Genomic DNA, 24,021 nt, shown 5'->3' on the forward strand with positions numbered 1-24,021 from the left:
CTCAGCTATCTTGCTGATTCTGTAAAATAATACGATGTTTATTATCTGCTTTCGTAAAAATCGTGGCATAAATAAATGAAAATATAACACCAAATAAAACAGTTAAACCAAAACAATGAATGGCATAGGTATGACTAAAAGACAATAAACCAAAGCCGAGTAACGTCGACATCATACATAAAAATAATGCCATCCCCACGACTTGTGGATGATCATGCCCATGCCGATAAAAAATCGCATAGTCTACCCCAATCCCAATAATCAAAAATGTCCCCATAACACTAAACAAGTTAATTTCTACACCGAGCCACGCTTGTACAGCAAACGTACTGAGCAAAGCCAAACTGACAGGTAAAATCAACGCCACAATAGATTTGATACCATAAATCACAGCCAATCCGATCAGCAATGCCACCAAAGCATAAAACAGTAAATACTGTGCTTGAATACGATGATCATGAAATAATGCAGATAAGCTACTAACAGGTTGTAAAAAGTGAATCTGTGCTGTTTGTAACTGTGCCAATGGTTGTGTCTGCTGCACACCTTGCACCATCACCAGGCGTTCGTGATTATTGACCTGTAAAAATGCCAAGGGATGTTGCGCAAAAGTAGACATTGTTAATAATGGTTGCTGGGAAAGCTGCTGCTGCCAATTCAGAATATCATTTACATTCAACTGCATGGCTGTGGCATAGCTCTCTAGGTCAGCTTTAGGAATCTGTTGTAACAGTTGAATATTGGCACGTTGTGTTGCCAAGGATGGGACAGATTGCCCAATGGCTTGTACACTTTGCAACTGCCCTTGTTGCTGTAACTGATTTAATTTGACCAATAAATCTTGTTCAAGTTGCTCGAGTTCAGCTGTATCCTTGGCACGAATCACAAAATAATCACTACTTTGCTGTTGCCCAAAACGCTCACGTACATAATGATCTTCTTGTTTCAGCTTTTGATCCATGCTTTGTAAATTACGAATGTCATCATTGGCTTTTAGAAAATACAAACTACTGATCGACACCACCGCAATCATAGCGATCATGCAAAAGCGTAAGCGATCATGGCTGAGTACATAATCTCGTGTACGACCAATAAAGTGTAAAGTATCAATCGCAGGTTGTGCATTTAAAGCTTTCAAGCGTGGCAACAATAAAATACTTGTGATCCATGCTGCACTCAGCCCAACAATAGAAAATACCGCAATTTGTTTAAAACCTGGAAAAGGTGTAAACGTTAAAAATACATAGGCGACCAAAGTCGTCATCAACCCCATGAATAAACTGGGTAATACTGGTTTTAAAACTTTAAAACCATTCACTTTTGGATGTTGCGACTGCAATGCCATAAAATAAAAAGAAAAATCAACACATACCCCGACCAAACTTGCGCCAAAAACCAAAGTCATCAGATGAATTTCACCAAATACCCCATGCGTGATAGCAAATGCCAACAAACACCCACTACTGACTGCAATAAACTCAGTCAACATGGGACGCAAAGACCGAAAACCAAACCAAACCAATAACAACACACCCAAACTTGAGCCTAAGCCAATCGTAGAAATTTCTTTTTCAGCCGATTGTGTGCCAAAGCTTGAAAATAAAAGTGTGCCAGTCCAATGCGTTTTCGCCCCGATTTTAGTTAAATCAGCGTCCAGTTGTTGCATCCAATCTGTCGTATTTTCTTGATAATCAATATTATAAGGACTTTGTGTCAGCTCTAAACTAAAAAAGCGAGAATTACCTTTTTCATCATGAATGGTTGCAAAGCCGTGCTCCATCTCAATCGTTTGATCCGTTTTCTGACTGGACAAATTCATGGCAAAACGGGGAAACAACAACAAAGGATCTTTTTGTAATAAATCAGCACTGATCGGCATACCTGGACTCATGATTTGCAATAATGCTTGCTCAGTTAAACTGGCATAATCATGTTGTTTTAACAAAGCAATATCATCAGCACTGAGCAAACCTGCATGATGCTGATATAAGGTTTGTGCAAATTTTTCTGTATCTAACTGTGGTTTGAGTGGTTGCCATAAATTCGTCTTAGCCACACGTTGCTTAAGCAAATCCGTTGCTTGTTGCATCACTTGACCATTCGGTGCATCAACCACCAAAAAAACTTTATTATTCAGTTGTTCACTAACATATTTCTGTGTTTGCTCAGCGGCATGATCTTGTTTTTCTTCTGGCAACAAAGCAAAGATATTGGTTTGTATATGAATGTCACGCTGCAACCATGCATAAGTCAGATAGCTTGCCACGATCAATAATACAGCAACCCAAAGCGCAGTAAATTTATTTTGCCAACTTGAAAAGAGCATCTTCACTCGCCATCATTTGAACAGGTTGAGTCGTATGCTGACTAAATTGAATACGGGTTGCATTATTGGCTTTTTCAGTAATGACGATACGATCCACAAAACGCTGCCCTTGCGCATCGACACGTACAAATAATTTTTTAAACAAACTGCTCTTTGGCGTAAGCGTCACATTCCACTGTGTCGGTGAATAATTTGCTGAAACCACATTAAAGTTTTTTACCAATGCTGCTTCATTGCCTGACATGAGCTGTAAAAATAGGGTCGCCACAGAACCATAAGGGGATTTATCAATTTCAATTTGACTAAAAGTACGTTGAGTTTTTTGTACTAATTTTTTCGGTGTCACAATTAAACTGGCTTGTACTGGATTTTGAATTTGCCACAAAACCCCATTTTGTTTAGAAAATAAAACTGTTCCATTGGAAACAAAGGTTTTATTTAAAGACGCAAGGCTCTTTTGTTGTTGAAAATGTGCACGTACTATCGGGGTGGCAGACAATTGCGTAAAAATCTGACTGACTTGCGTATTTTGTGCAAAACTGGCTGTTGAAAAAGTCATACAAGCCATCGCAGCACACGCACAGCTCAGCAAAAACTTCCGCATAGAAAATGCTTGAGATTGAATTCTGATATTTTGCATAAAAAATTTCTCTCCACTCAAGCTAAGCAGGCTGAAAAGCCGACCAGGCATTTAAACGCTCAAACAAAACAGAAGGTGATTGGAAACACATTTCTCGCGTGTCAATATTCACTGCAACTTGTGAAGTAAAGCCTTTGGTTAAACGTTTACCTGAATCAGCATCGAAAATTTGATACTCGATTTTCAAACGATTTTCCCATTCTTTTAAAATGGCACGTACCCGTATTTTCTGTTGAAACTCAATACCTTGTACATAACGTACATAACTTTCAATCACTGGCCACGCATAACCTGATGCTTTCATTTGCACATAGTTGTACTGAAACTCATCCAGTAATTTACAGCGCGCGATCTCAAAATATTTAATGTAATGTCCATGCCAAACAATGTTCATGGTATCCACATCATGAAATGGAATTTCAATAATCACATCAGCATGCATAACTTAGCTCCATTTCAACTGTTGATCATCGGCATTTAAAAAATCAAACTGTTCAAAACGATCGACCAAACGTTGTAAATCCTGTTGTAAAGGGCGATCTTCCTCTACAAAAGTGAAGCTTTCAAGCACCCAATGTTGGAACTGCGTTAACACGTCGCCTAATTCTTCAGATAAGCCTTTGAGTCGAATCGCTTGTACTGCAGCACAACAAAGTGCTGCCATCACTTGTTCCGTCAATAAAATCACGCGACTGGCATCTCGTGCTGCAATGGTGCCCATACTGACTTTGTCTTGATTATGACATTCGGTAGAACGTGAAAAAATTGAAGCTGCGAGTGTTTGTTTTAAGGCTTCTGCTGTCCATGCAGACACCGCGATTTGTACTGCTTTAAAACCATGATTGAGTGGTAAACGCTCAAGACTTGAACCTGTTAAATTGCGTGGTAAACCATGATTCATCTTATGATCGACCAATTGTGCAAGTTGTCGGTCCATCAAGTCCGCAATATTGGCAATCATAATTTTTAAACTGTCCATGGCTTGTGCAATATGTCCACCATAAAAATGTCCACCATGTAAAACACGCAAATTCACTGGATCAATCAATGGATTATCATTGCTTGAGTTCAATTCATTTTCAATAAACTGACGTAACCACAGTTTAGAATCCTCAAAAACACCAATAATATGCGGTGCACAACGTAATGAATAACGGTCTTGCAAACGTGGACTTTGATGTTCTGTTTGTACTTCGCTGTTTAGCCAACTTCGTAATTGTGCTGCAATCTGTTGTTGGCCTTGATGTGGTTTTTGCGCAAATAATACTTCATCAAAATGGCTTGGATTACCTTCTAAAGCCAAAACGTTCAGTGCAGTTACCAAGCTACTCGTTAAAGAAATTTGCTCAGCTTTTTTATAGTTTAGGCAAGCAATTGCGGTCATTACTGCCGTGCCATTCATCAAAGCCAAACCTTCTTTTGGACGTAAAACTAAAGCTTGAAGTTGATAGTCAGCATAGACTTGTGCAATGGGAACAATCTTCTCTTGTGATTGTAAATAGACATCACGCTCACCGACCAATGCCCCTGCAATATAAGACAATGGCGTTAAATCACCACTTGCGCCGACTGAACCTTCAGATGGAATCACAGGGATAATATTTTCATTCAGTATCCATACTAAACGTTCTAACAATGCCAATGACACACCTGAATACCCCCGTGCCAAAGAGCATAAACGCGTCACGACCACTGCACGTGCTGTAACCAAATCTAAGTTTTGCCCTAAACCACAGCCATGAAAACGTGATAAATGTAGTGGTAACTCATGGACTTGATGTGTTGGGATCTCCACAAGACAGGAATCACCATAACCCGTGGTCACACCATAGATCACACCTTCTTCATCTAACAATTGATCAAGAAAATCTGCACCACGTTGAATCAAATTTCGCCATTCTGCTGTTTCAGGCAGTGTCACACGGCAACGATTTTGCGCTACAGCCACAATTTGTTCGATTGTTAAGGCTTGCTCCCCAATCACTAAAACTTGCATCTTGTTATTTTCCAACTACTTATTCCAAAAATGATAAAAATTAAACCATTGATAAGGTGCGCGTATGCAATGCTGTTCTAGTAAAGCAACATATTGACGGGTAATCACTTGCATGGTCGCCAAGCGATTTGCTCTCGGTAAATCGACTTTGTCAGCCAACATATGAATATGTACATCAAACTGATCTTGTTGCCGATAACAAAACACTGCCAATAAAGGAACTTTGAGTAAACTCGCCAAAATCCATGCACCTTGTGGCCACTGTGCATCCTCACCTAAAAAACTCACTTTCTGTACACGTTGTGACTGCACAGGCACACGATCTGCCGCTAAGATCACCCATTCACCTTGATCTAGTTTATCTTGTAGTAACATCGCAGTTTCAATCCCTAACTCATCGACTGAGATCAAATGAATGTCTGCTTTATCATTAATTGTCTTTAAAAATTGATTGAATTTAGTAGCATGCTTTTGATAAACCAACACATTAATTTTTTGCGGATGTTCGGATTTAATCGCGCGCAATAATTCTACATTGCCAAAATGCGATACCATAATGATCGCACCTTTTTGATAATGTGCACGAAAATGCGCATGCCCATACAAATTTAGCTTTTGCTCAGGAATCGAACCTAACCACCCTTCAATTTTATCTAAAATACATTCACCAAATTGCATCAAATGCGTATATGTCTGCGCAAATGTTGGTGCTTGTGAAAATGGTGAGCGTTCACCTGCAAACTGATGTAATTTATTGAGATATTCTAAAGAAGCTTGTTTGGCTAGATTCGAAAATAGCCAATACCACATGATCACAAAATACAATACGATACGACACAATACTCGCCCACCAATGCGATAGAACCACAACATTAAAGTCAGTGGCAGCATGCCGCCCTTTTCTTTGAGTTGATTCCATTGTGGACGAGCAGATTCAGACATCCGTTGAACCTGTGAATTTATTTTTTAATAATTTAGGCAAACGTAATAACATGCCTGCCAATAAACGTGAATGCGCCTTGCTCATCCCTAAATTGTCACGCCACACATGAAAATGTGAAATACCTTGTTCAGGATAAATCACTTTGGTCGGCACATTGATGAAAGGGACATTTTCCCATTTTAAACGTACTAAAATCTCACTATCAAAACCCATACGGGGTTGAAATTTTGCAGTATTTAAAATATGAATCGTTTGTGCCAGTGGATAAACTCGAAAGCCACACATACTGTCTTTAATTTCAAAAGATAAACTGTTGATCCACACCCAAATATGCGTGGCATAACGTCCATATAAGCGTCTTTTCGGGACAGAGTCATCAAAAATCGGCTGACCAATCACCATAGCTTGCGGATGTTGTTGAGAGATGTCTAAAAACTTTGCGATATCCGCCCAATCATGCTGCCCATCTGCATCTATTTGTAAAGCATGACTCAAACCAAGCTCAAATGCTTTGTTTAAACCTGTCATCACTGCCTGACCTTTGCCTTGATTTAACGCATGTTCCAGCAACACAACATGTTTAAATGCAGTCGCTAATGTGCGTAATAATTGGCTACAGGCTTCATCACTTCCATCATTCACCACAATAATAGGCAGGGCAAATTGATTTAAATGTTCTAGCAAAGCCTGAATATAATGCGGATGATTATAAACAGGAATGACAAAGCCATATTTAGACATGCTCAGCTCCTGTTGCTTTTACCTCTAAAGCATTTTGTACATTTTGCAATGCAAACAGCAAACGCCCCGAAGCCAACAACTGTTCAGCCGAGCGCATTTCAAAATGAACTTTGTGCTGTTTACGAACTAAAGTTAGCTCAACGATTGCAAATGGTTTAATCAAATCTTGAAATTTAAGTTGTTCATAACCATTGCACCATGCCAAATCTGACCAAATTTGTTTCGCAAACTGCTGAATAAAACTAATTTGCCCCACTCCAGGATAGATCGAATAATCAGGGAAATGTCCTTTAAAACATTCCAGCTCAGGAGAAAATTCAAGCTGAAATTTAGCATTGTCGGTATTTTGTTGATGTTGTAAAACCACAGGAGAAAATTGCGGTTGAAACAAAGCTTGCATCATTTGTTTATTTAACTTTGACTGGCTATTTCGTGGCAATTGGGATAAAAAACGCCACTGCCGTGGTATTGCGATACTTTCTAATTTATCAATAAGTTGTTGTTTGAGTTGTGCTACAAAACAGGCTTTACCGCCTTGTACTAAAACTTGTTGTGCAGACTCTGTCAGCACCGTAACACAAGCTAGGATTTGCCGATGTTCTTTTTCAAGCAATAAAGCATGACATTCCACAACATCATGCAAACTTAATATTTTTTGCTCAATCGCATCCAGACTCAAACGCTTTTCTTCTAACTTAACGATACGATCTAAACGTCCTAACAACTGAAATACAGATTTACTGTTCGTTGCATCTACGCTTTTGGCGCGATCCCCTGTAAAAATCCAATCCTCAGTAAACGCATGATTGGTTTTCACACCTAATTCTTCTTGTTCAGTTACTTGAATTTGAACATTGGCAAAAGGTGTCCACAAAGCATCATCCTGTTGACGATGGGCAATCCCCCCCGTTTCAGAGCTCCCCAATACTTCAACAATCGGACGGTTTAAGTAAGGACGCACACCTGACTCAAGCTTCCCACCTGAAGAATAAACATATTGACACTCTTGCAATACGACATCCTTTGTCCAACGTTTGAGTAAAGCTGGACTAGAAATGACATAATTGTATTGCTTCAATACGCTTAATCTCTGCTGGGCTGCCACCACATCTTCAGGAAATGCGAGTTGAGGAGAATAAAAACTGCGTCCACTCGCCAAAGGCAACAATAATTTAAACAATAAACCATAAATATGTTGGTGACTGACTGTCGCAATGGCAATACAAGCTTTATCTAAATCAAAGCTTTGATCCAAACCCTGTACTTCATTCAACAATTGACGCAATGTTCTTGGAATTTTTTTAGGTTGCCCGGTCGAACCTGAGGTATAAAAATAGACGTGTCCTGTTTGCAAAAAATGATCATCAAACTGAAGCTGCGGGGGAGTAATGTTATTTACGCAATCATGTGAATGTTCAGAAATTTGCTGACGCGTTAAAAAATAAATCCCCTGTTCTGCCAACTCAAGCTCTAAATCTTTGACACGATTGGGGACGAGTACAAGCTGCTTGTTGCCAAGTAAAGCTGCGAAGAATAAAACTAAGAATTCATAACTGTTATTTTCCCAAAGTGCATATTGCTTAGCATCCAAACCTTGCATGAGATTGGCTTGCTGATAAACATCTTGCCAAAAATCTGCAAAACTGATTTGGCGTAGATCTTCTTGAATACAAAATATTTTTGAAGATTGAATATGCGTTTGGAAATGACACAACATTTGATATCACTCGTTATTTTGATCATCTAACTCAGCCAAAACTTGCTGATTTAAACGTTGCTGGCGTTTACGTAAAATAAATTCGCCTAAAAATAAAATTCCCATCAAAATATAGGAAATAAAACCATTATAAATCACCCAAACTTTCATGGGTGCAAAGATCACCGTATATAAAGCAATTACTGCATTTATAACAAAAAAAACACACCAGATAATGGTAACTTTTCTCGTCCAGATCACCCCAGATTCAGGCAAGTCAGGTTCGACTAAGCGTGCAAAACGTTCAATCATTGACGGCGGTTTGATCAATGTTGTTGCGAAAATAATGCCAGCACCCACACTCATAAAAACAGGATACATCTTCAACCAAGCATGGTCTTTTAAGAGTAAACTTAAACCACCACACAAAATGGCAAACCAAGTCAGAGGTAATAATAGGGAGTTACCTTTGCTCAATAATCGCATCACACCCAGTACAATTAAAATCGCACTGACCCAAACAAAGTGCCCTTGCGATAATCCCCAACCAATCAAAAAGGGATACAAAATCATTAAAATAATGACGATCCCTTTTATAACCGATTTCATTCAGCCGACATATTTTGAATGACTGTGACCACATCTTGCACAGTACGGACATTTTTAAAATCTTCAGGCTGCACTTGTTTACCTGTTAACTCTTTAATTTTCACGACTAAATCAATAGCATCGATACTGTCTACATCGAGATCAGAATATAAATTTGAATCAAGCTGAATATCATCAGGTTCAATTTCAAATAACTCTTCCATCCACTCACGCAGTTTTTCTAAAATTTGATCTTGCGTTAACATCTTAACCTCTTATGCTTTTTGTTGGTTTTCAACCAAAGCAACTAAACTTTGAATCGATTTAAAGTGCTGCTTGGTATCTGCAGACTCAGCATTCAAATGGATGTTGTAACGCTTTTTCAACGCCAACCCTAATTCTAATGCATCAATTGAATCTAAACCTAAGCCATCCCCAAATAAAGGGGCTTCAGTGTCGATATCATCTATGCTGATGTCCTCGAGTGCAAGTACATCAATAATCATTTGTTTTAATTCATCAGCAAGATTGCTCATTGTTGGATAACTCTAGTGTAAAAAATTGTTGAAGCTTTTGATTCAATTGACGAACTTGCTTTGGAGAAACCTGAGGTTCTGCGAGAACGTCATCAATCTGGATCGCATCCAAAACCTTAATCTGGATATGAAAAGGTTCAGATGGCACATGATACCATTTTTCATTTTTAGTTAATGTTGAAGGCGTACATCGAATGAGAACCGGACGAATCGGCACGTGGGCACGTAACGCAATATTGGCAGCACCCCGCTGAAATTCATTTAAAATCTCACCTTTGGCTGTACGTGTGCCTTCAGGGAAAATCAGTAACGATGCTGCATGATCTTCTTGTAATCGTGCCACACAATCATGAATGAATTGCTCTGAACCCGCATTTAAAATATATCCTGCTGAACGCACAGGTCCCTTGGTAAAAGGATTTGACCAAAGGGCTTGTTTGACTACACAGTTGGCTTTTTCCATAAGACTGATCAAAACCACAACATCTACCAAAGTTGGATGATTGGCAATTACCAGTTCTTGTCGACTTTGCTGTAGTTTTTCTAAGCCTTCAATCTCATAGGTCATGATGCCCAATTTGACCATCATTTCAGTAAAACCTTTGAAACTATAACGGATGACTTGTTGTGCACGATCTTGTCTAGTTTTTGGATCTGTACTGCTTAAATTAACTAAAGGCGCAATGATGCCACCAATCGCAACGCCCCCTAAACCAAAACTTGCAAAACTAAAACCTGTTGCACCTACACGCCATACATGGTTTATTTTTTTTCGAATCTGTTTCATCATGAGTATCTTGACCATGCACCATAATTTTGCTGTGAGGGCTGTGTCCAAAAATTATAAAAATGTTTTGCCTCTAAATACTTAGGCTCAGTGTGTAACAAACCGCGCTCATTCAAATACAAGTTTGAACTTGTTAAATCAATCAGCGCAGCCAATGCAAAACCTTGAAAATCTTGATATTCGCTATACACCTCAGGCAAAGCTTCATCGTAATACACCACCATTGCACGCCCTTGTGGGCATACAGTTTTTAAATACGCATAAGCCTCAAGCACAGCTTCCGACCAACTTGCACATAAACTTGTTGAAGGTGTTGCATCCTGACACAAGATTGAATACAAGCCTGCAATAGCATTATGTACAGAAGTTGAAAATTGCGTTGGTGAAGGGGTTATATCTTGTAATACATCTTCTAAAATTTTATAGGTTTTATGTTCGTCGCCATATTGCGATGCCCAAACAATATAATCGACCTGACCTTGACTTAAGCACTCAATTGCACTATTTAAAGCCAACTTCGCAATAGAAGATAAACGTCGACGCTGCATGGCAGGAATATGTGTAAGCGCAGGAAAACTCTCTCCTGCACAACTATATTTAAGTTGCGAGATATTCAATTGAATCATATTGAGTCATCTACCTACCACATCGCTATTCTATTTTTGTCGCAACCCCTAAAATTGCGTGCTGATTATATCACTGCATAATAAAAATATTCATAAGAAATCAATTTGTTTTTTGTATTTTTAGAAATTTATTTAATCAAATAACAAAAACACCCAAATTTTGCTTTGAGTGTTTTTATTTAAATTTATAAGACAATGAAAATTAACGTTTAAATTTCTTTTCAGCTTTCTTAAATTTCTGAATATAACGACGACGACGTGCTGCCGTCCGCTCATCTATTTGTGATTTACGACCTTCAAATGGATTCTCTGAAGTTTTAAAATCAATCCTTACGGGTGTTCCTTCAAGTTTATATACTTTACGGAAGACATTTTCTAAATAACGACGATAATCCGCAGGCGTTTTATCTACTTTATTGCCGTGAATCACAATTGTTGGTGGATTTTGTCCACCCATATGTGCATAACGCATTTTGATACGTTTACCACTAAACATTGGTGGTTGGTGTGCATCCGTCGCATCATTCAAAATTTGCGTAAGTTTTGCAGGTGACACTTTTAAATGTGACGAATCATAAGCACGGTGAATCGAAGGATATAAATCGCCCACACCTGTACCATGTAATGCTGAAATTAAATGAATTTTTGCCCAAGGAATAAAATCAAAACGACGCTCGACATCAAGCTTACATTGTTTACGATCATACTCAGTCATGTTGTCCCATTTGTTAATGGCAATCACCATGGCACGCCCTGCTTCAAGTGCATAGCCGATCAAATGCAAATCTTGTTCAACAATTCCTTCACGTGCATCGACTACAATCACAACCACATGCGCATCTTTCATCGCTTGCAAAGTTTTCACAACTGAGAATTTCTCAATCATTTCATCAACTTTACCTTTACGACGCACCCCTGCAGTATCGATCAACGTGTATTGACGACCATCACGCTCAAAAGGAATATAAATCGAGTCACGGGTTGTACCAGGTTGGTCAAAAGCAACCACACGTTCTTCGCCCAACAAACGGTTAACTAAGGTTGATTTACCGACATTAGGACGACCAATAATCGCCAAACGCAAACCTGTCGCTTTGTCGTGCTCTTCTTCACTTTCATCTTCAGGGATATCTTCGAGCACATCTTCAAGCATTTGTTGCACACCACGGCCATGGCTTGCAGCAACTTGTAAAGGTTCACCCATACCGAGTTTGAAAAATTCAACCAAAGCAGCTTCAGCATGTACGCCATCTACTTTATTGGCAACTAAAAATACTTTTTTACCTAATGTACGTAATTCACGGGCGATTTGCTCATCCGATGCCAACAACCCTGCACGAGCATCCACCACAAAAATAATAATGTCTGCTTCATTAATGGCAGTTTTCGACTGTTCTGCCATATAAGAGTCGATGCCACCTTCGCTTTCACCGATTCCCCCAGTATCGACGACGATGAAAGATTTATTTTGGTACACCGCATCGCCATATTTACGGTCACGTGTCAGACCCGCAAAGTCTGCGACCAAGGCATCACGACTCTTGGTAATCTGGTTAAATAATGTTGATTTTCCGACGTTCGGACGTCCAATGAGCGCAATAACGGGTTTCATAGATTAACCTTAATTCAAGATCAGCCAGCTGGACTGGTCTGAACATCAGAGAGCGAGGAAGAATGTAGAAGCAAATGCTTCAAGACCTTTCGATCAAATTCATTAAAACAAAGAACTCGGGTATTGAAATTCAATCACCCCGAGTCTTTAAAAATATAGGCATTAGTTTAACACAAGCGTTAAAAAAATTAACGGTTCTGCCAAACAGTTAATTTACCTGTGCGTGTTGCAACATAGAGTTGATTATCAATCACACGTAAAGTACGCACTTCACCGCTGGTTTTTGAGCGACCTACAATCGTACCTGAATTTGGATCAATCAAATGTAACACTCCATCCAAATCACCAACAACCAAATATTGACCTAACATCACCGCATTACTTAGTTGACGATTTAACAATTGATCATTTGACCAAATCACTTGACCTGAAGCCAAATCTAAAGCTGCAACTTTACCATTGCTTTGCGCTACAAATACTTTATTGTCATAAACTTCTGGACGTGTTGCACTGCCTGCATCGACACTCCAAATGACACGTTGTGAAGCTAAGTCGAGTACTGTTACTTGACCTTGATAGCTATTGGTCACCACAAACTGACCCACCACCACAGGTTCACCATCAACATCAATTAAACGTTGAATATCTGAACGCCCATCTGTCACTGCAACACGACGTTGCATACGTGGCATTCCAGATAAACTATCAATGGCATATACATAACCTGTAGAAGTCGCTACGGCGATTGTTCTTGGATCAAGCTCTACTGGCGCAGCTTGTCCACGCAAACTAAATGAAGCATTTGAAAGCTTATACGTCCACGCTTGTTGACCAGTTTCTTGATCAAAAGCATATACCGTACCGTCATTGGCGACCACAATCACACGACCCGTTTGGATATGTGCTGGGCTAATGATCGCACCTGAAAGTTGTGCAACCCATTTTTGCTCGCCTGTTGCTTGATCTAAAGCAAACAATTGACCTTTGGTATTGCCAACAATCACTAAACCTTGTGCTGCCTCAACACCTGAACTTAAGCCATTTTTAGTGACTTTTTTCGACCAAAGACGTTGTTTCCCCTGATATGCTTCAACTTTTCCATTCGGATCGAGCAAGAAAATCTTGCCATTGTCTGCATCAAGTCTTAAACGTAATGGATCTTCTTTATCGGTTGAAGAAACACTTTGCGAAAATACTTGTATGAGTCCTGTTGCCTGTGCAATTTTTGGCAATGGATTTGGTTTAACTTTTTCCTCTTTGACTTTATTGCTTGAACAGCCCATAAGTGCTGCTGATAATATTGCCAAAGCAAAAGGTATTTTATATTTTCTATCCATTAAGACTCTTCCACTTGTGTTTCTAAAATTGGGCGTTCAAAATCAGGATCATCTACTAATACGCCGACACTTTCGAGTTTAATTTGTAAAATTTGACGCTCTTGTTTACGTTCCAATAACGCATCCCATGCAGCTTGATACGATTTTTTCGCATTTGCAACATCGTTTTTTACCACATAAATGTCGCCTTTCATTTCTTCTGCAGTCGCTTTAAAAGTTGGCTCAGTGACTGCTGATAACGTTTTTAGCGCTTCATCATATTTCTTTTGTGCAAATTGTGCATCTGCTAAACGGATTTTAACCGCTTGTAAAATCCCTTTATCATCGATTTTAGAGTTTTCAACTTTTTTTAGTTCACGCTCCGCTTTGGCATAGTCTGCTTGCTCATATGCTAGTTTTGCCATGGCAAATTGAGTTTGAATCGCTTGAATCGAATCAGGGTTTTCTTTTACCAGTTTATCTGCAGCCGGTGCTAAAGCAGCCGTTGCTTTTGCATCACCTTGTGCCGCTTGTGCTTGATCAAGTAATTGCTGCACTTTAGCAGTTTGATTTTGAGCATCCGCTAAGTTGTTCTTTTGCCAATATTCCCAACCAAAAAAGGCAATCAACGCAATGAGAACGCCGCTCACCATCGCTGAGCCATATTTTTTAAAAAATGACTTCAAACTATCTAGTTGTTCTTCGTCAGTCATTGCGCTCATGTGATTGCCCTTTTAATCATGTTTTCAGTTATTTTGAAGAAAGTTTTTCTATAGAAAATGCCACTAAGTCAGCAACTTTGACTTCATGTTGTTCTGCTGTTGCAAGCTCTTTGACTAAGACCTGTTGTGCTGCCTGTTCACGTTCTCCATAAATCAAGGCATACACTGCACCTGACTGGTCTGCCTTTTTCATTTGGCTTTTCATCGACCCTTGTGAACCTGTTTTTAAGCGAATAGAACGATTTGCTGTTTCAAGTTGATCACGAATTTGCTCAGCCAAAACTAAAGCTTTGCCCTGTGTTGCTGGATCAGACACCAAGAACAATTCACATTCACGGACTGGGGTATTGTCTTCAACTTGCTCAAGAAGCAGCAATAAACGTTCCATACCCATCGCAAAACCAACTGCTGGTACAGATTGTTCTGGCTTAGCTTTTAACTGTCCAACTAAACCATCATAACGACCACCCGCACATACGGTGCCTTGTGACCCTAAATGTGTAGTTGTCCATTCAAATACTGTTTTATTGTAATAATCTAAACCACGTACTAGTTTTTGATTGATTACAAATTCTATACCTGCATCAGTTAAATATTGCTGCAACTGTGCAAAATGCTGCATGGTATCTTCACCCATGAAGTCATGCAGCTTAGGCGCATTTTCCAAGATTTCTTGAGTACGTGCATCTTTAGAATCTAAAATACGCAGTGGATTGGTGCTTAAACGACGCTGAGAATCTTCATCCAATTCTGCTTTATGTGCATTTAAAAATTCAACCAATGCAGTACGATATTCCGCACGTTCATCTGACTCGCCTAAAGTATTCAACTCTAATTGAACTTTATCCGCCACGCCCATGCGTTTCCACAAACGTGCAGTCATCAAAATCAATTCTGCATCTTGGTCAGGTGTTGCAACTCCAAAAGTTTCCACACCAAACTGATGGAACTGACGATAACGCCCTTTTTGTGGTTTTTCATAACGGAACATCGGTCCCACATACCAAACACGTGGGTTTGCACCACGAAGTAAGTTGTGTTCAAGCATGGCACGTACACAACCTGCTGTCCCTTCAGGACGCAAAGTCAAAGACTCTGGTGGATTACCTTTGTCTAAAAATGTGTACATCTCTTTTTCAACAATATCCGTTGCATCACCAATAGAACGCTTAAACAAATTGGTTTGTTCCACCATTGGTAAACGAATTTGTTGATAACCATACGCATCCATCAATGATGCTAAATGTTGTTCTAAACGTCTCCACGCAGGGGTTTGCGTTGGAAGAATATCATTAAAACCTTTAATTGCGACAATTGAACTCATGACTTACTCAGAAAAACTTGTGCGGATAATCTCTTTAGCTTTCGCTTCTTCAAGCTCTACAATACGTTGACGAACCATTGCTTCGATTTCATCAACCAATTGATTAGTATCAATCAAATGGCTCTTTTCACCATTACGATAGACCAGTGAGCGCGGTGCAGCCCCGACCACACCAATATCAGCTTCTTTGGCTTCGCCTGGCCCATTTACTTTACATCCGATCACGGACACATCCATCGGTGTACGCACATCTTCTAAACGCTCTTCTAAAGTTTGCATCACTTTGATCACGTTAAATTCTTGACGTGAACAACTTGGGCAAGCAATAAAATTAATGCCATTAGAACGCAAGCTCAATGATTTTAAAATATCAAAACCGATTTTAATTTCTTCTTCAGGCTCTGCTGCCAAAGAAATACGCATGGTATCGCCAATGCCTTCCATCAACAAACCACCCAAAGCAATCGCTGATTTAACAGAACCTGTGCGGTAGACACCTGCTTCTGTTACCCCCAAATGCAATGGATTGTCGATTTGCTCGGAGAGTAAACGATAGGCATCCATCGTTAAAAATACATTCGATGCCTTGACCGATACTTTAAACTCTTGGAAATCTAAACGATCTAAAATATCAATATGACGCATCGCAGATTCAAGCAATGCTTGACCTGTAGGCTCGCCATATTTTTTTTGAATATCTTTTTCCAATGAACCTGCATTCACCCCGATTCGCATGGAAATATCATGATGTTTGGCTGCCGCAACCACTTCACGGATTTTCGCTTCCGAGCCAATATTTCCCGGATTAATTCGTAAACAATCCGCACCTAAGTCAGCAACAGCAAGTGCGATTTTATAATCAAAGTGAATATCTGCAACCAAAGGTACAGTCACACGTTTACGAATTTCACCAAAAGCTTGGGCTGCTTCCATGCTTGGCACAGACACACGCATGATGTCTGCTCCCACATCCACACAACGCTGAATCTGAGCAACCGTTGCCTCGACATCACAGGTTTCAGTATTGGTCATACTTTGGATGCTAATCGGCGCATCACCACCAACATACACCGAACCGACACGGATTTTTCGGGTTGGACGGCGTTTTATAGGATTTTCAATCATTGTACCGCTCGACTTAATTTGAATTAACGAGATAAACGGAATTCTGCTTTTCCGTTCACAGTATATGGAGACAATGAAATCTGTTCATTATTAAGGCTTAATGACACGGCAGAAGCATCATCAAGTCGAATCTGGAATGGCGATTCACCTGTCAATGTCAATGTTGAAGATTGGCGACCTGTAGCCAAAACCTTGCCTGTACTATCTACAATATTCACAGACGTTGGTCGACTAAAATTTAACACCATTTGGTCACCTGTCGTTGTGCTCGCCGCATTGCTCATTGACAAAACTTCAACACCTGATTGTTGCGGCTTAGCATCAACATCATCATTTTTACTTGCTGACCATTTTTGAATACCCGCAACTACTGCCCAGATCACAGCCAAAACAATCAGCGCAATCAAAGCCCGTTTCAACCATTTTTTATTACGATCACTGTTTGACCCAGGCAGTTTACCCATAATTTTAATAGGTGAATTATTTAAAGCATGATTTGGCATCAACCCAGTATCATTTTGATAAATATCATCAAAACGTTGGATGATAGCCGTCGCATCGACATTTAAATATTTTGCATAGGAACGATAATAGCCTTTGATAAAGGTCGCTTCAGGTAAAGATTTATAATCATCTTTTTCCAAAGCTTCCAAAGTTTTTAAAGGCATATTTAAGTCCGTAGCAGCGACTTTAATATCACGATGTTGTGAAACACGCACTTGACGTAAGTACTCGCCCGGACGCTGAACATTTCCTAAACCATTAGGTGCTACGTTTGAACCAGTAGGTTGCTGTGAATTAGGATTTACTTCCATACGGCCTCAGTACTGTACTGTAATTGCAAATAACGTTGATATTGTTGACTTTCAGGGAATAAAGCACGTAGTTGATTAACCAATACTTGCGATCCCATCTGATCGCCATTCGCTCTTGCGATACGAATTCCGATCCAAAGCGCTCTTGGATCTTGATTTTTTTGACCCACTAAACGAACAAATTGCTCATACAACTGGCTTGCTAGAGCATTTTGTTGTTTTAAATATAATAGTTCTGACAACTCGATTAAAGAGATAACCGAATCTCGATTGACTTGCAGGGCTTGCTTGAATGTTTTTTCAGCATTTTCACTATCCCCAGTCAACAAATAAACTCTGCCAAGATTTTCCAACGCTTTATAGCGTTGGTCATAACCCAAACTTGCACCTGCAATCTTGAATTGTTCAATGGCATCATTATAACGTTTCGATAAATATAAGTAAGTCCCATAGTTATTACGGGCTTGAGCATTGTCTGGATCACGAGAAATAGCACGTTTAAAATATCCATCTGCTTTATCCATGCTGATTTTACTGCCTTCTTGTTGCAGCAAAACCCCCATCATCATATTTGCAGTGGAGTCACCAGCGTCTATTTCCAAGGCTTGATCTAGTGAACGTTTTGCCGCATCAAGATCATTGGTCCGAATATATTCAGCAGCCAATTGAGTTCGCACTTTCACTGCTTTTTCAGGATCTTTTTTCAAAACCGATCCAGTTTGTGTCGTTTGACATGCTTGTGTCAACAACGCAGCGCAACAGATCGCTGCAATTGCGACTGTTTTTTGGTACATTTTATTTCTCAAAGCCTGATCCCCATATTTAATTTTAAAAATGGTCAACCTTGTGAACGCAAAATCTCGTTCTGCTGTGCCACTTTCTTTTTCCATTGTTCTGCACGGCGGGTACGGTCAGCCACTTGTCCGACCAATTGACCACACGCTGCATCAATATCATCACCACGTGTCTGACGAATCGTACACACAAATCCCGCATCAGACAAAGTTTTTTGAAAAGAAATAATGCGATTACGACTTGAACGCCCATATGGTGCGTGTGGAAATGGATTAAATGGAATTAAATTAATTTTACTTGGTAAATTTTTCAACAACTTAATCATTTGTTGTGCATGCTCAGGTTGATCATTCACCCCTTCTAACATGACATATTCAATGGTGACATGCTTACGAGAGCTTTCATTGCCATCTTTGGCAATATAACGCTGACACGCTGCAATCAGTTGTTCTAATGGATATTTTTTATTAATTGGCACTAATTCGTTACGAAGTTCATCATTTGGCGCATGTAAAGAAATCGCCAATGCCACATCAATATCTTGTGCCAATTGATCAATTTTTGGCACCACACCTGATGTTGACAGTGTTACACGACGTTTCGACATGCCATATGCAAAATCGTCTAGCATGATATTCATTGCGCTTAAAACAGCATCATAATTGAGTAATGGTTCACCCATACCCATCATCACCACATTGGTCACTGAGCGCTCACGTTCAGCAATGGCTACGTCTTCCATATAAGAATAGTTTGCCATCCACAACTGACCAATAATTTCCGCAGGAGTTAAGTCACGCTGAAAACCTTGTTTGCCTGTAGAACAGAATGAACAGTCCAATGCACAGCCGACTTGTGACGAAATGCATAGAGTTTTACGTGAACCTGTTTTATCTTCAGCAGGAATCAACACGGTTTCAACCAAAGAGCCTTCACCATCACCAACACGAAATACCCATTTACGAGTTCCATCTTTTGAATAATTACGGTGTACTACTTCTGGCGCTTCAATCACGCAGACTTTTTCTAGCTTTTCTCTTAATTTTCCTGAAATATTGGTCATCTCAGCAAAATCCGTCACAAAAAATTGGTGAATCCATTTCATCACCTGTCCTGCACGGAATTTTTTCTCCCCCATATCTTCGAAAAATTTTTCCAATTGCGGACGTGACATGCCCAGTAAATTCACTTTCTGTACATGTGTTTGCTGTGCAGATTTTGATGATGCAGGCTTCTGTTCATCTTGCGTTAATGACGAAGCGACAACTTCAGAATTCATGAGTATTACCTAAAAAACATGCCGATGGGTAGGATTCGTTCAATATTCGAACATTAAAAATAAAAAAACCAGACAAGCAGTATAACACTTATCTGGTTCAGGGTCTGTTTACAATTTACAAAAGGCTGAATGCTTCAGCGATCTATTTTAGACCCTAACGACTCAGAATTAACGAGTACGTGGGCAAACTTCAGTTTGAGCGAAGAAGTAGTTTACTTCACGGTCAGCAGAAGCAACAGAGTCAGAACCGTGAGCCGCATTTTCATCGATGCTTACAGCGAAATCTGCACGGATTGTACCAGGAGCAGCTTCTTTAGGATTTGTTGCACCTAAGATTTCACGGTGAGCAAGTACTGCATTTTCACCTTCAAGCACAGATACTACAACTGGACCAGAAGTCATGAAAGCAACTAAGTCAGCAAAGAAACCACGTTCTTTATGTTCAGCGTAGAAACCTTCAGCTTCAGCTTGAGAAAGGTGTTTCATTTTAGTCGCAACGATTTTAAGACCAGCTTTTTCGAAACGAGCAAAGATGTCACCGATGTGGTTTTTAGCAACTGCGTCTGGTTTTACGATAGATAAAGTACGTTCAATAGCCATGATTGGCTCCTTAAGTCAAATTGACACGAAAATTTTGGCGCATTATACCGAATAATGCGCCATTTTCCGCTGTTTAAACTGTAAAAAAATGATTTTTTAGACAGATTGAGTTAGTTTTTTAATTGGCTTCATCAATCCAAGCCATTTGAATGGCTTCTAATAAGCCTTCGGTTGACTTGCTTGGGTCATCACTAAACTCAGGTAATGCACAAATCCATGCATGTAAGTCCGTAAATCTAACCCATTGTGGGTCGACATCTGGGTGAGCTTCATATAGCTCGATTGCAATATCAATGGTATCTGTCCAACGTAAGCCCATTCAGCTCATCCTATCCATCCAATGTATATGCCTACTTTAGCAAACTCCCAAGCTTTGCCAAAATAGATTTTATTTTCTAAATCATTTTTAAAATATTTATAAAGCAATATTTAAAAACGGTGCAGCAACCAAGATCATACTTGCTACAGTCGCCCCAATCAAAGCACCGACAATTACATCACTTGGATAATGCAGACCTAGTACCATACGCGACAATGCAACCAAAATTGTAAATGGCATCATAATCAACAACAGTAGAGGTTGAATATAGCCCAGCACTACAGTCGTCATCACAGCATGTAAAGTATGCCCTGATGGGAAACTAAAATGATCTAAAGGTCTCTCTCCCATGACGATGACTTGGTGTACTTGATAAGGACGTGGACGTACTGTTTTGTGTTTTAGTATTTTGTAAATACCTGTCCCAATCAAACCACTTAAAACCACATAAAGTAGCTTCAAACCATACATCAAGCCTTTGTTTAGCCATACAACAAACAACATGGCATACCAAAATGCACCATCACCTAGCCGACTCACCACTTTAAAAAATAAAGCAATATGTTGCACATGTGACAGGTTGTTCAGATATAAGCAGCCTTTTAAATCTAGATCGAGTATTTTTATTTTGGTTTCTTTAAAATTCATTTTAGCTCTCCTCTCTATCCGAGATGGTTTTAAGTCACTAAAACCTGATCTTGCGTGACTTGATAAAGTGCTTGTTCAAATTGTTGTACCGCATGTTGCCAACCGATATTTTGCACATCCTGCATGGCATGTTGTCCCATATCATGCAAAACTGCGTTGTTTGGAAGTTGAAGAATATTTTGAATAAATTGATCGGTTGCGCCTAAAGAACAGACCCAACCTGTTTGTTGATGTTTCACATAAAGTTGTGTGCTTGCATAATTATATGCAACTACAGGTAATCCACTTGCCATTGCCTCAAGTACAACATTACCGAAAGTTTCGACTTGACTCGCAAAAACAAATACATCTGCACTTGCATAAGCTTGTGCAAGCGCCATACCACTTAAGCTACCTGTAAAAATGACTTGCTCAGCGCCTGCCATCTTCTCTAAACGCTTACGTTCTGGACCATCACCCACGATCACAAATTTTACTTTTTTCTCTTGATGACTTTTCATTGCTACATAAGCATCAATCAAGACATTAATTTCTTTCTCAGGGGATAATCGCCCAACATACAGCAGCACCGTAGTATCTTCATCTACACCCCATGTGCGTCTTAATTTTTCTGAACGATGCTGTGCAGAAAATTTTTCTGTATCCACACCACGCCCTACCACCAACAAAGGACATGTCACACCAAATTGTCGCAATGCTTTTTCAGTATCTTTGCTTGGCACACAGGTGAGATGAGTATTGTTATGAAACCATTTCAAATAATGTTGAATCGGTTTAACTAAAAATGCCAAATCAAAGAAACGACTAAACTCCTGAAATGGGGAGTGAAAGCCACTAGACACTGGAATATGTTTCGCTTTTGCTGCATGTAATGCCGTAAAACCTAGAGGCCCTTCTGTCACGATATGAACAATATTTGGTGCAAAATCAGAAATCGCTTGAGAAACTTTTAAATATTGTGGCCAACCAAAACGCATATCAGGATATTTAGGAATCGCTTGTGCCGTAACTAAACATTCTTTATTAGGTGAAAATTCATGGCACTGATGTTTTTGTTTTGGGCGAATCAATAAAATTTTCTGTCCTTGTTTTTGCAAGCCCTTACAAAGTTGCATCAAAGACATCGCCACCCCATTAATTTCAGGTGGCCATGTTTCCGTCACAATTGCAATTTTAAGCCGTGGACGAACAAGTTTTTGAAGGGTATTTAAATTTTCAGAAATATGCTGTTGATTGTTTTTTTTCTTTAAATAAAATTTAAAATAATCTGGAAATTCTTGTTGTCTATACAGTAAGGCTTCTGCGTACGTCTTTGTCATACGATTACCTAAATCTTCTCTTCATTTTTGAATAGTTTAGGCTATCTTTTTTACATTTAGATGATAATGAGGTGACGTTTTGCTTACAGCAAAATCATTACTTAAACTAAAATCAAGAGGTGCATAAAAAACTTATATGCACCCACAAATTTATTAATGAAGCAAATTAAACAAGCGGATACATCTTGCAAAATGACCTTACATATTTATCCAGTTTTGTCGTGTCACAGCACATACATCAACTTTAGAAACAATCTAAAAAAATGTTTCTGAGTAATCTTGAGCGCAGAAGCCAATCACTTGAAATAGACAACATGATTTAGCTTTTAAATCCACGATCCTTAAATTCGATTTAATAAACCATTTTTTACTTGATAAACCACACCATTTCCAAAGTCAATCAGCTGCTTTTCACCATGTAAATTTGGAAAACCCACAATTTGATCGAGTTGAGGAGAACGCTGGAATTGGCCTGTTTTTGGATTATACATCCAATAAATATAACGCTTTTCTTCTACAGTTTTTCCTTGTGAAATATCAGATAAGATCACATCGTAATAACCATCAAAATTTATATCCATATAACCCACACTTTTAGGATATGCAGAAAAACCAGTTAATGTCTGAATAGTTTGATTATTATTTTTATTAATGACATCAACACGCTGCAGAGCAGCACCATAATTTACTGCTGATACCCCATAAAACTTAAAGACAAATGCAGGTTTATCACTCACTTTTACTGCAGGTTCAAACTGAATATTTTTTCCTATATTTTTGGAACCCTCTGTTAATACTGTTTGAAAATATCCAGTATTTGCGTTTAGATTGCCTGTCAGTTGGTATTCACCCGTTGACACACTGTCTTTCTCAGAATTTACTGATTTTAAAGACAATTGATTGGCTTTTTGCAAACCTTTAAAAGCGATATTTTTATTCTCTACCAAATCCGTCATGACGGCGTGTGGATTCCAAATTCCAGCATAAAGACTTAAAAAATAACGCCCTTCTGTGGAACGTAACATGCGCTGCATCGATACACGAACATCGTTAAGTGGTATTAGATTTTTCGAATCTGCCCCTGTTTCAGCATGGTTGATGCTTGAAAAAGCAAGTGCTGTAAGAGCGAGTATTATTTTAAATTTCATGATTTCACCACACCTGAATATGCCGAAAATAATGCGTAATGTATCACATTTTTTATTTTTTCAAATAAAACTTAATTTTTCTTCTTATCAATGATTTGATTTGCTTAAATCCTGAATAGA

The 24,021-nt window shown here is 39.2% G+C and carries 25 protein-coding genes; all 25 read right to left on the reverse strand.

Annotation, left to right across the window (positions count from 1 at the left end; genetic code table 11):
* Position 1 precedes the first annotated feature (1 nt).
* The gene (locus DJ533_RS15455) at positions 2–2,326 is read right to left on the reverse strand and encodes an MMPL family transporter (protein ID WP_065994434.1); all 2,325 of its coding nucleotides are present in this window, start codon (positions 2,324–2,326) and stop codon (positions 2–4) included.
* Positions 2,301–2,894, reverse strand: coding sequence for a LolA family protein (locus tag DJ533_RS15460; RefSeq protein WP_407647749.1), 594 nt, complete (start codon positions 2,892–2,894; stop codon positions 2,301–2,303). The genes DJ533_RS15455 and DJ533_RS15460 overlap by 26 nt, the downstream gene beginning before the upstream one ends.
* 94 nt (positions 2,895–2,988) lie before the next feature.
* The gene (locus DJ533_RS15465) at positions 2,989–3,408 is read right to left on the reverse strand and encodes an acyl-CoA thioesterase (RefSeq protein WP_065994433.1); all 420 of its coding nucleotides are present in this window, start codon (positions 3,406–3,408) and stop codon (positions 2,989–2,991) included.
* A gap of 3 nt (positions 3,409–3,411) precedes the next feature.
* A complete protein-coding gene (locus tag DJ533_RS15470; protein ID WP_065994432.1) occupies positions 3,412–4,962 on the reverse strand; it encodes an HAL/PAL/TAL family ammonia-lyase in 1,551 nt (516 codons plus the stop codon).
* A gap of 15 nt (positions 4,963–4,977) precedes the next feature.
* A complete protein-coding gene (locus tag DJ533_RS15475) occupies positions 4,978–5,904 on the reverse strand; it encodes an LpxL/LpxP family acyltransferase (RefSeq protein WP_065994431.1) in 927 nt (308 codons plus the stop codon).
* Positions 5,897–6,646 carry a glycosyltransferase family 2 protein gene (locus DJ533_RS15480; protein WP_065994430.1) on the reverse strand — a complete coding sequence of 250 codons (750 nt, stop codon included), beginning with the start codon at positions 6,644–6,646 and terminating at the stop codon, positions 5,897–5,899. Before DJ533_RS15480 ends, DJ533_RS15475 begins: the two co-directional genes overlap by 8 nt.
* Positions 6,639–8,363: an AMP-binding protein gene (locus DJ533_RS15485; RefSeq protein WP_065994429.1), complete on the reverse strand. Its 1,725-nt coding sequence runs from the start codon at positions 8,361–8,363 to the stop codon at positions 6,639–6,641. The genes DJ533_RS15480 and DJ533_RS15485 overlap by 8 nt, the downstream gene beginning before the upstream one ends.
* Before the next feature lie 6 nt (positions 8,364–8,369).
* Positions 8,370–8,951: a COG4648 family protein gene (locus DJ533_RS15490; RefSeq protein ID WP_065994428.1), complete on the reverse strand. Its 582-nt coding sequence runs from the start codon at positions 8,949–8,951 to the stop codon at positions 8,370–8,372.
* Positions 8,948–9,196 carry an acyl carrier protein gene (locus tag DJ533_RS15495; protein ID WP_065994427.1) on the reverse strand — a complete coding sequence of 83 codons (249 nt, stop codon included), beginning with the start codon at positions 9,194–9,196 and terminating at the stop codon, positions 8,948–8,950. Before DJ533_RS15495 ends, DJ533_RS15490 begins: the two co-directional genes overlap by 4 nt.
* Before the next feature lie 9 nt (positions 9,197–9,205).
* The gene (locus DJ533_RS15500; protein ID WP_065994426.1) at positions 9,206–9,466 is read right to left on the reverse strand and encodes a phosphopantetheine-binding protein; all 261 of its coding nucleotides are present in this window, start codon (positions 9,464–9,466) and stop codon (positions 9,206–9,208) included.
* Entirely contained in the window at positions 9,450–10,271 is an 822-nt protein-coding gene (locus DJ533_RS15505) for a lysophospholipid acyltransferase family protein (protein ID WP_407647706.1), read from the reverse strand. The genes DJ533_RS15500 and DJ533_RS15505 overlap by 17 nt, the downstream gene beginning before the upstream one ends.
* Positions 10,253–10,879 carry a beta-ketoacyl synthase chain length factor gene (locus DJ533_RS15510; protein WP_065994425.1) on the reverse strand — a complete coding sequence of 209 codons (627 nt, stop codon included), beginning with the start codon at positions 10,877–10,879 and terminating at the stop codon, positions 10,253–10,255. Before DJ533_RS15510 ends, DJ533_RS15505 begins: the two co-directional genes overlap by 19 nt.
* 202 nt (positions 10,880–11,081) lie before the next feature.
* The gene (gene der, locus DJ533_RS15515; RefSeq protein ID WP_065994424.1) at positions 11,082–12,491 is read right to left on the reverse strand and encodes a ribosome biogenesis GTPase Der; all 1,410 of its coding nucleotides are present in this window, start codon (positions 12,489–12,491) and stop codon (positions 11,082–11,084) included.
* 188 nt (positions 12,492–12,679) lie between these two features.
* Entirely contained in the window at positions 12,680–13,828 is a 1,149-nt protein-coding gene (gene bamB / locus DJ533_RS15520) for an outer membrane protein assembly factor BamB (protein WP_065994423.1), read from the reverse strand.
* A complete protein-coding gene (locus DJ533_RS15525; RefSeq protein WP_065994422.1) occupies positions 13,828–14,529 on the reverse strand; it encodes a YfgM family protein in 702 nt (233 codons plus the stop codon). The genes bamB and DJ533_RS15525 overlap by 1 nt, the downstream gene beginning before the upstream one ends.
* A 28-nt stretch (positions 14,530–14,557) precedes the next feature.
* Entirely contained in the window at positions 14,558–15,853 is a 1,296-nt protein-coding gene (gene hisS / locus DJ533_RS15530; protein WP_065994421.1) for a histidine--tRNA ligase, read from the reverse strand.
* 3 nt (positions 15,854–15,856) lie between these two features.
* Positions 15,857–16,978 (reverse strand): flavodoxin-dependent (E)-4-hydroxy-3-methylbut-2-enyl-diphosphate synthase, encoded by a 1,122-nt coding sequence (gene ispG / locus DJ533_RS15535; RefSeq protein WP_065994420.1) that lies wholly within the window; start codon positions 16,976–16,978, stop codon positions 15,857–15,859.
* 23 nt (positions 16,979–17,001) lie between these two features.
* Positions 17,002–17,793: a helix-turn-helix domain-containing protein gene (locus DJ533_RS15540; protein ID WP_065994419.1), complete on the reverse strand. Its 792-nt coding sequence runs from the start codon at positions 17,791–17,793 to the stop codon at positions 17,002–17,004.
* A complete protein-coding gene (gene pilW, locus DJ533_RS15545; RefSeq protein WP_065994418.1) occupies positions 17,784–18,587 on the reverse strand; it encodes a type IV pilus biogenesis/stability protein PilW in 804 nt (267 codons plus the stop codon). The genes DJ533_RS15540 and pilW overlap by 10 nt, the downstream gene beginning before the upstream one ends.
* A gap of 44 nt (positions 18,588–18,631) precedes the next feature.
* On the reverse strand, positions 18,632–19,867 hold the full coding sequence (gene rlmN / locus DJ533_RS15550) for a 23S rRNA (adenine(2503)-C(2))-methyltransferase RlmN (RefSeq protein ID WP_065994417.1): 1,236 nt from the start codon (positions 19,865–19,867) through the stop codon (positions 18,632–18,634).
* Between the two features lie 168 nt (positions 19,868–20,035).
* Positions 20,036–20,467: a nucleoside-diphosphate kinase gene (gene ndk, locus DJ533_RS15555; RefSeq protein WP_016166212.1), complete on the reverse strand. Its 432-nt coding sequence runs from the start codon at positions 20,465–20,467 to the stop codon at positions 20,036–20,038.
* Positions 20,468–20,585: 118 nt separating this feature from the next.
* Entirely contained in the window at positions 20,586–20,786 is a 201-nt protein-coding gene (gene iscX / locus DJ533_RS15560; protein ID WP_065994416.1) for a Fe-S cluster assembly protein IscX, read from the reverse strand.
* Between the two features lie 96 nt (positions 20,787–20,882).
* A complete protein-coding gene (locus DJ533_RS15565; RefSeq protein ID WP_065994415.1) occupies positions 20,883–21,434 on the reverse strand; it encodes a phosphatase PAP2 family protein in 552 nt (183 codons plus the stop codon).
* A gap of 29 nt (positions 21,435–21,463) precedes the next feature.
* Positions 21,464–22,753, reverse strand: a complete 1,290-nt coding sequence (locus DJ533_RS15570; protein WP_065994414.1) for a glycosyltransferase family 4 protein — start codon at positions 22,751–22,753, stop codon at positions 21,464–21,466.
* 341 nt (positions 22,754–23,094) lie between these two features.
* On the reverse strand, positions 23,095–23,901 hold the full coding sequence (locus DJ533_RS15575; RefSeq protein WP_065994413.1) for an XAC2610-related protein: 807 nt from the start codon (positions 23,899–23,901) through the stop codon (positions 23,095–23,097).
* Positions 23,902–24,021 lie beyond the last annotated feature (120 nt).

Origin of the sequence: Acinetobacter defluvii, assembly GCF_001704615.3 — a bacterium.
Classification (GTDB): domain Bacteria; phylum Pseudomonadota; class Gammaproteobacteria; order Pseudomonadales; family Moraxellaceae; genus Acinetobacter; species Acinetobacter defluvii.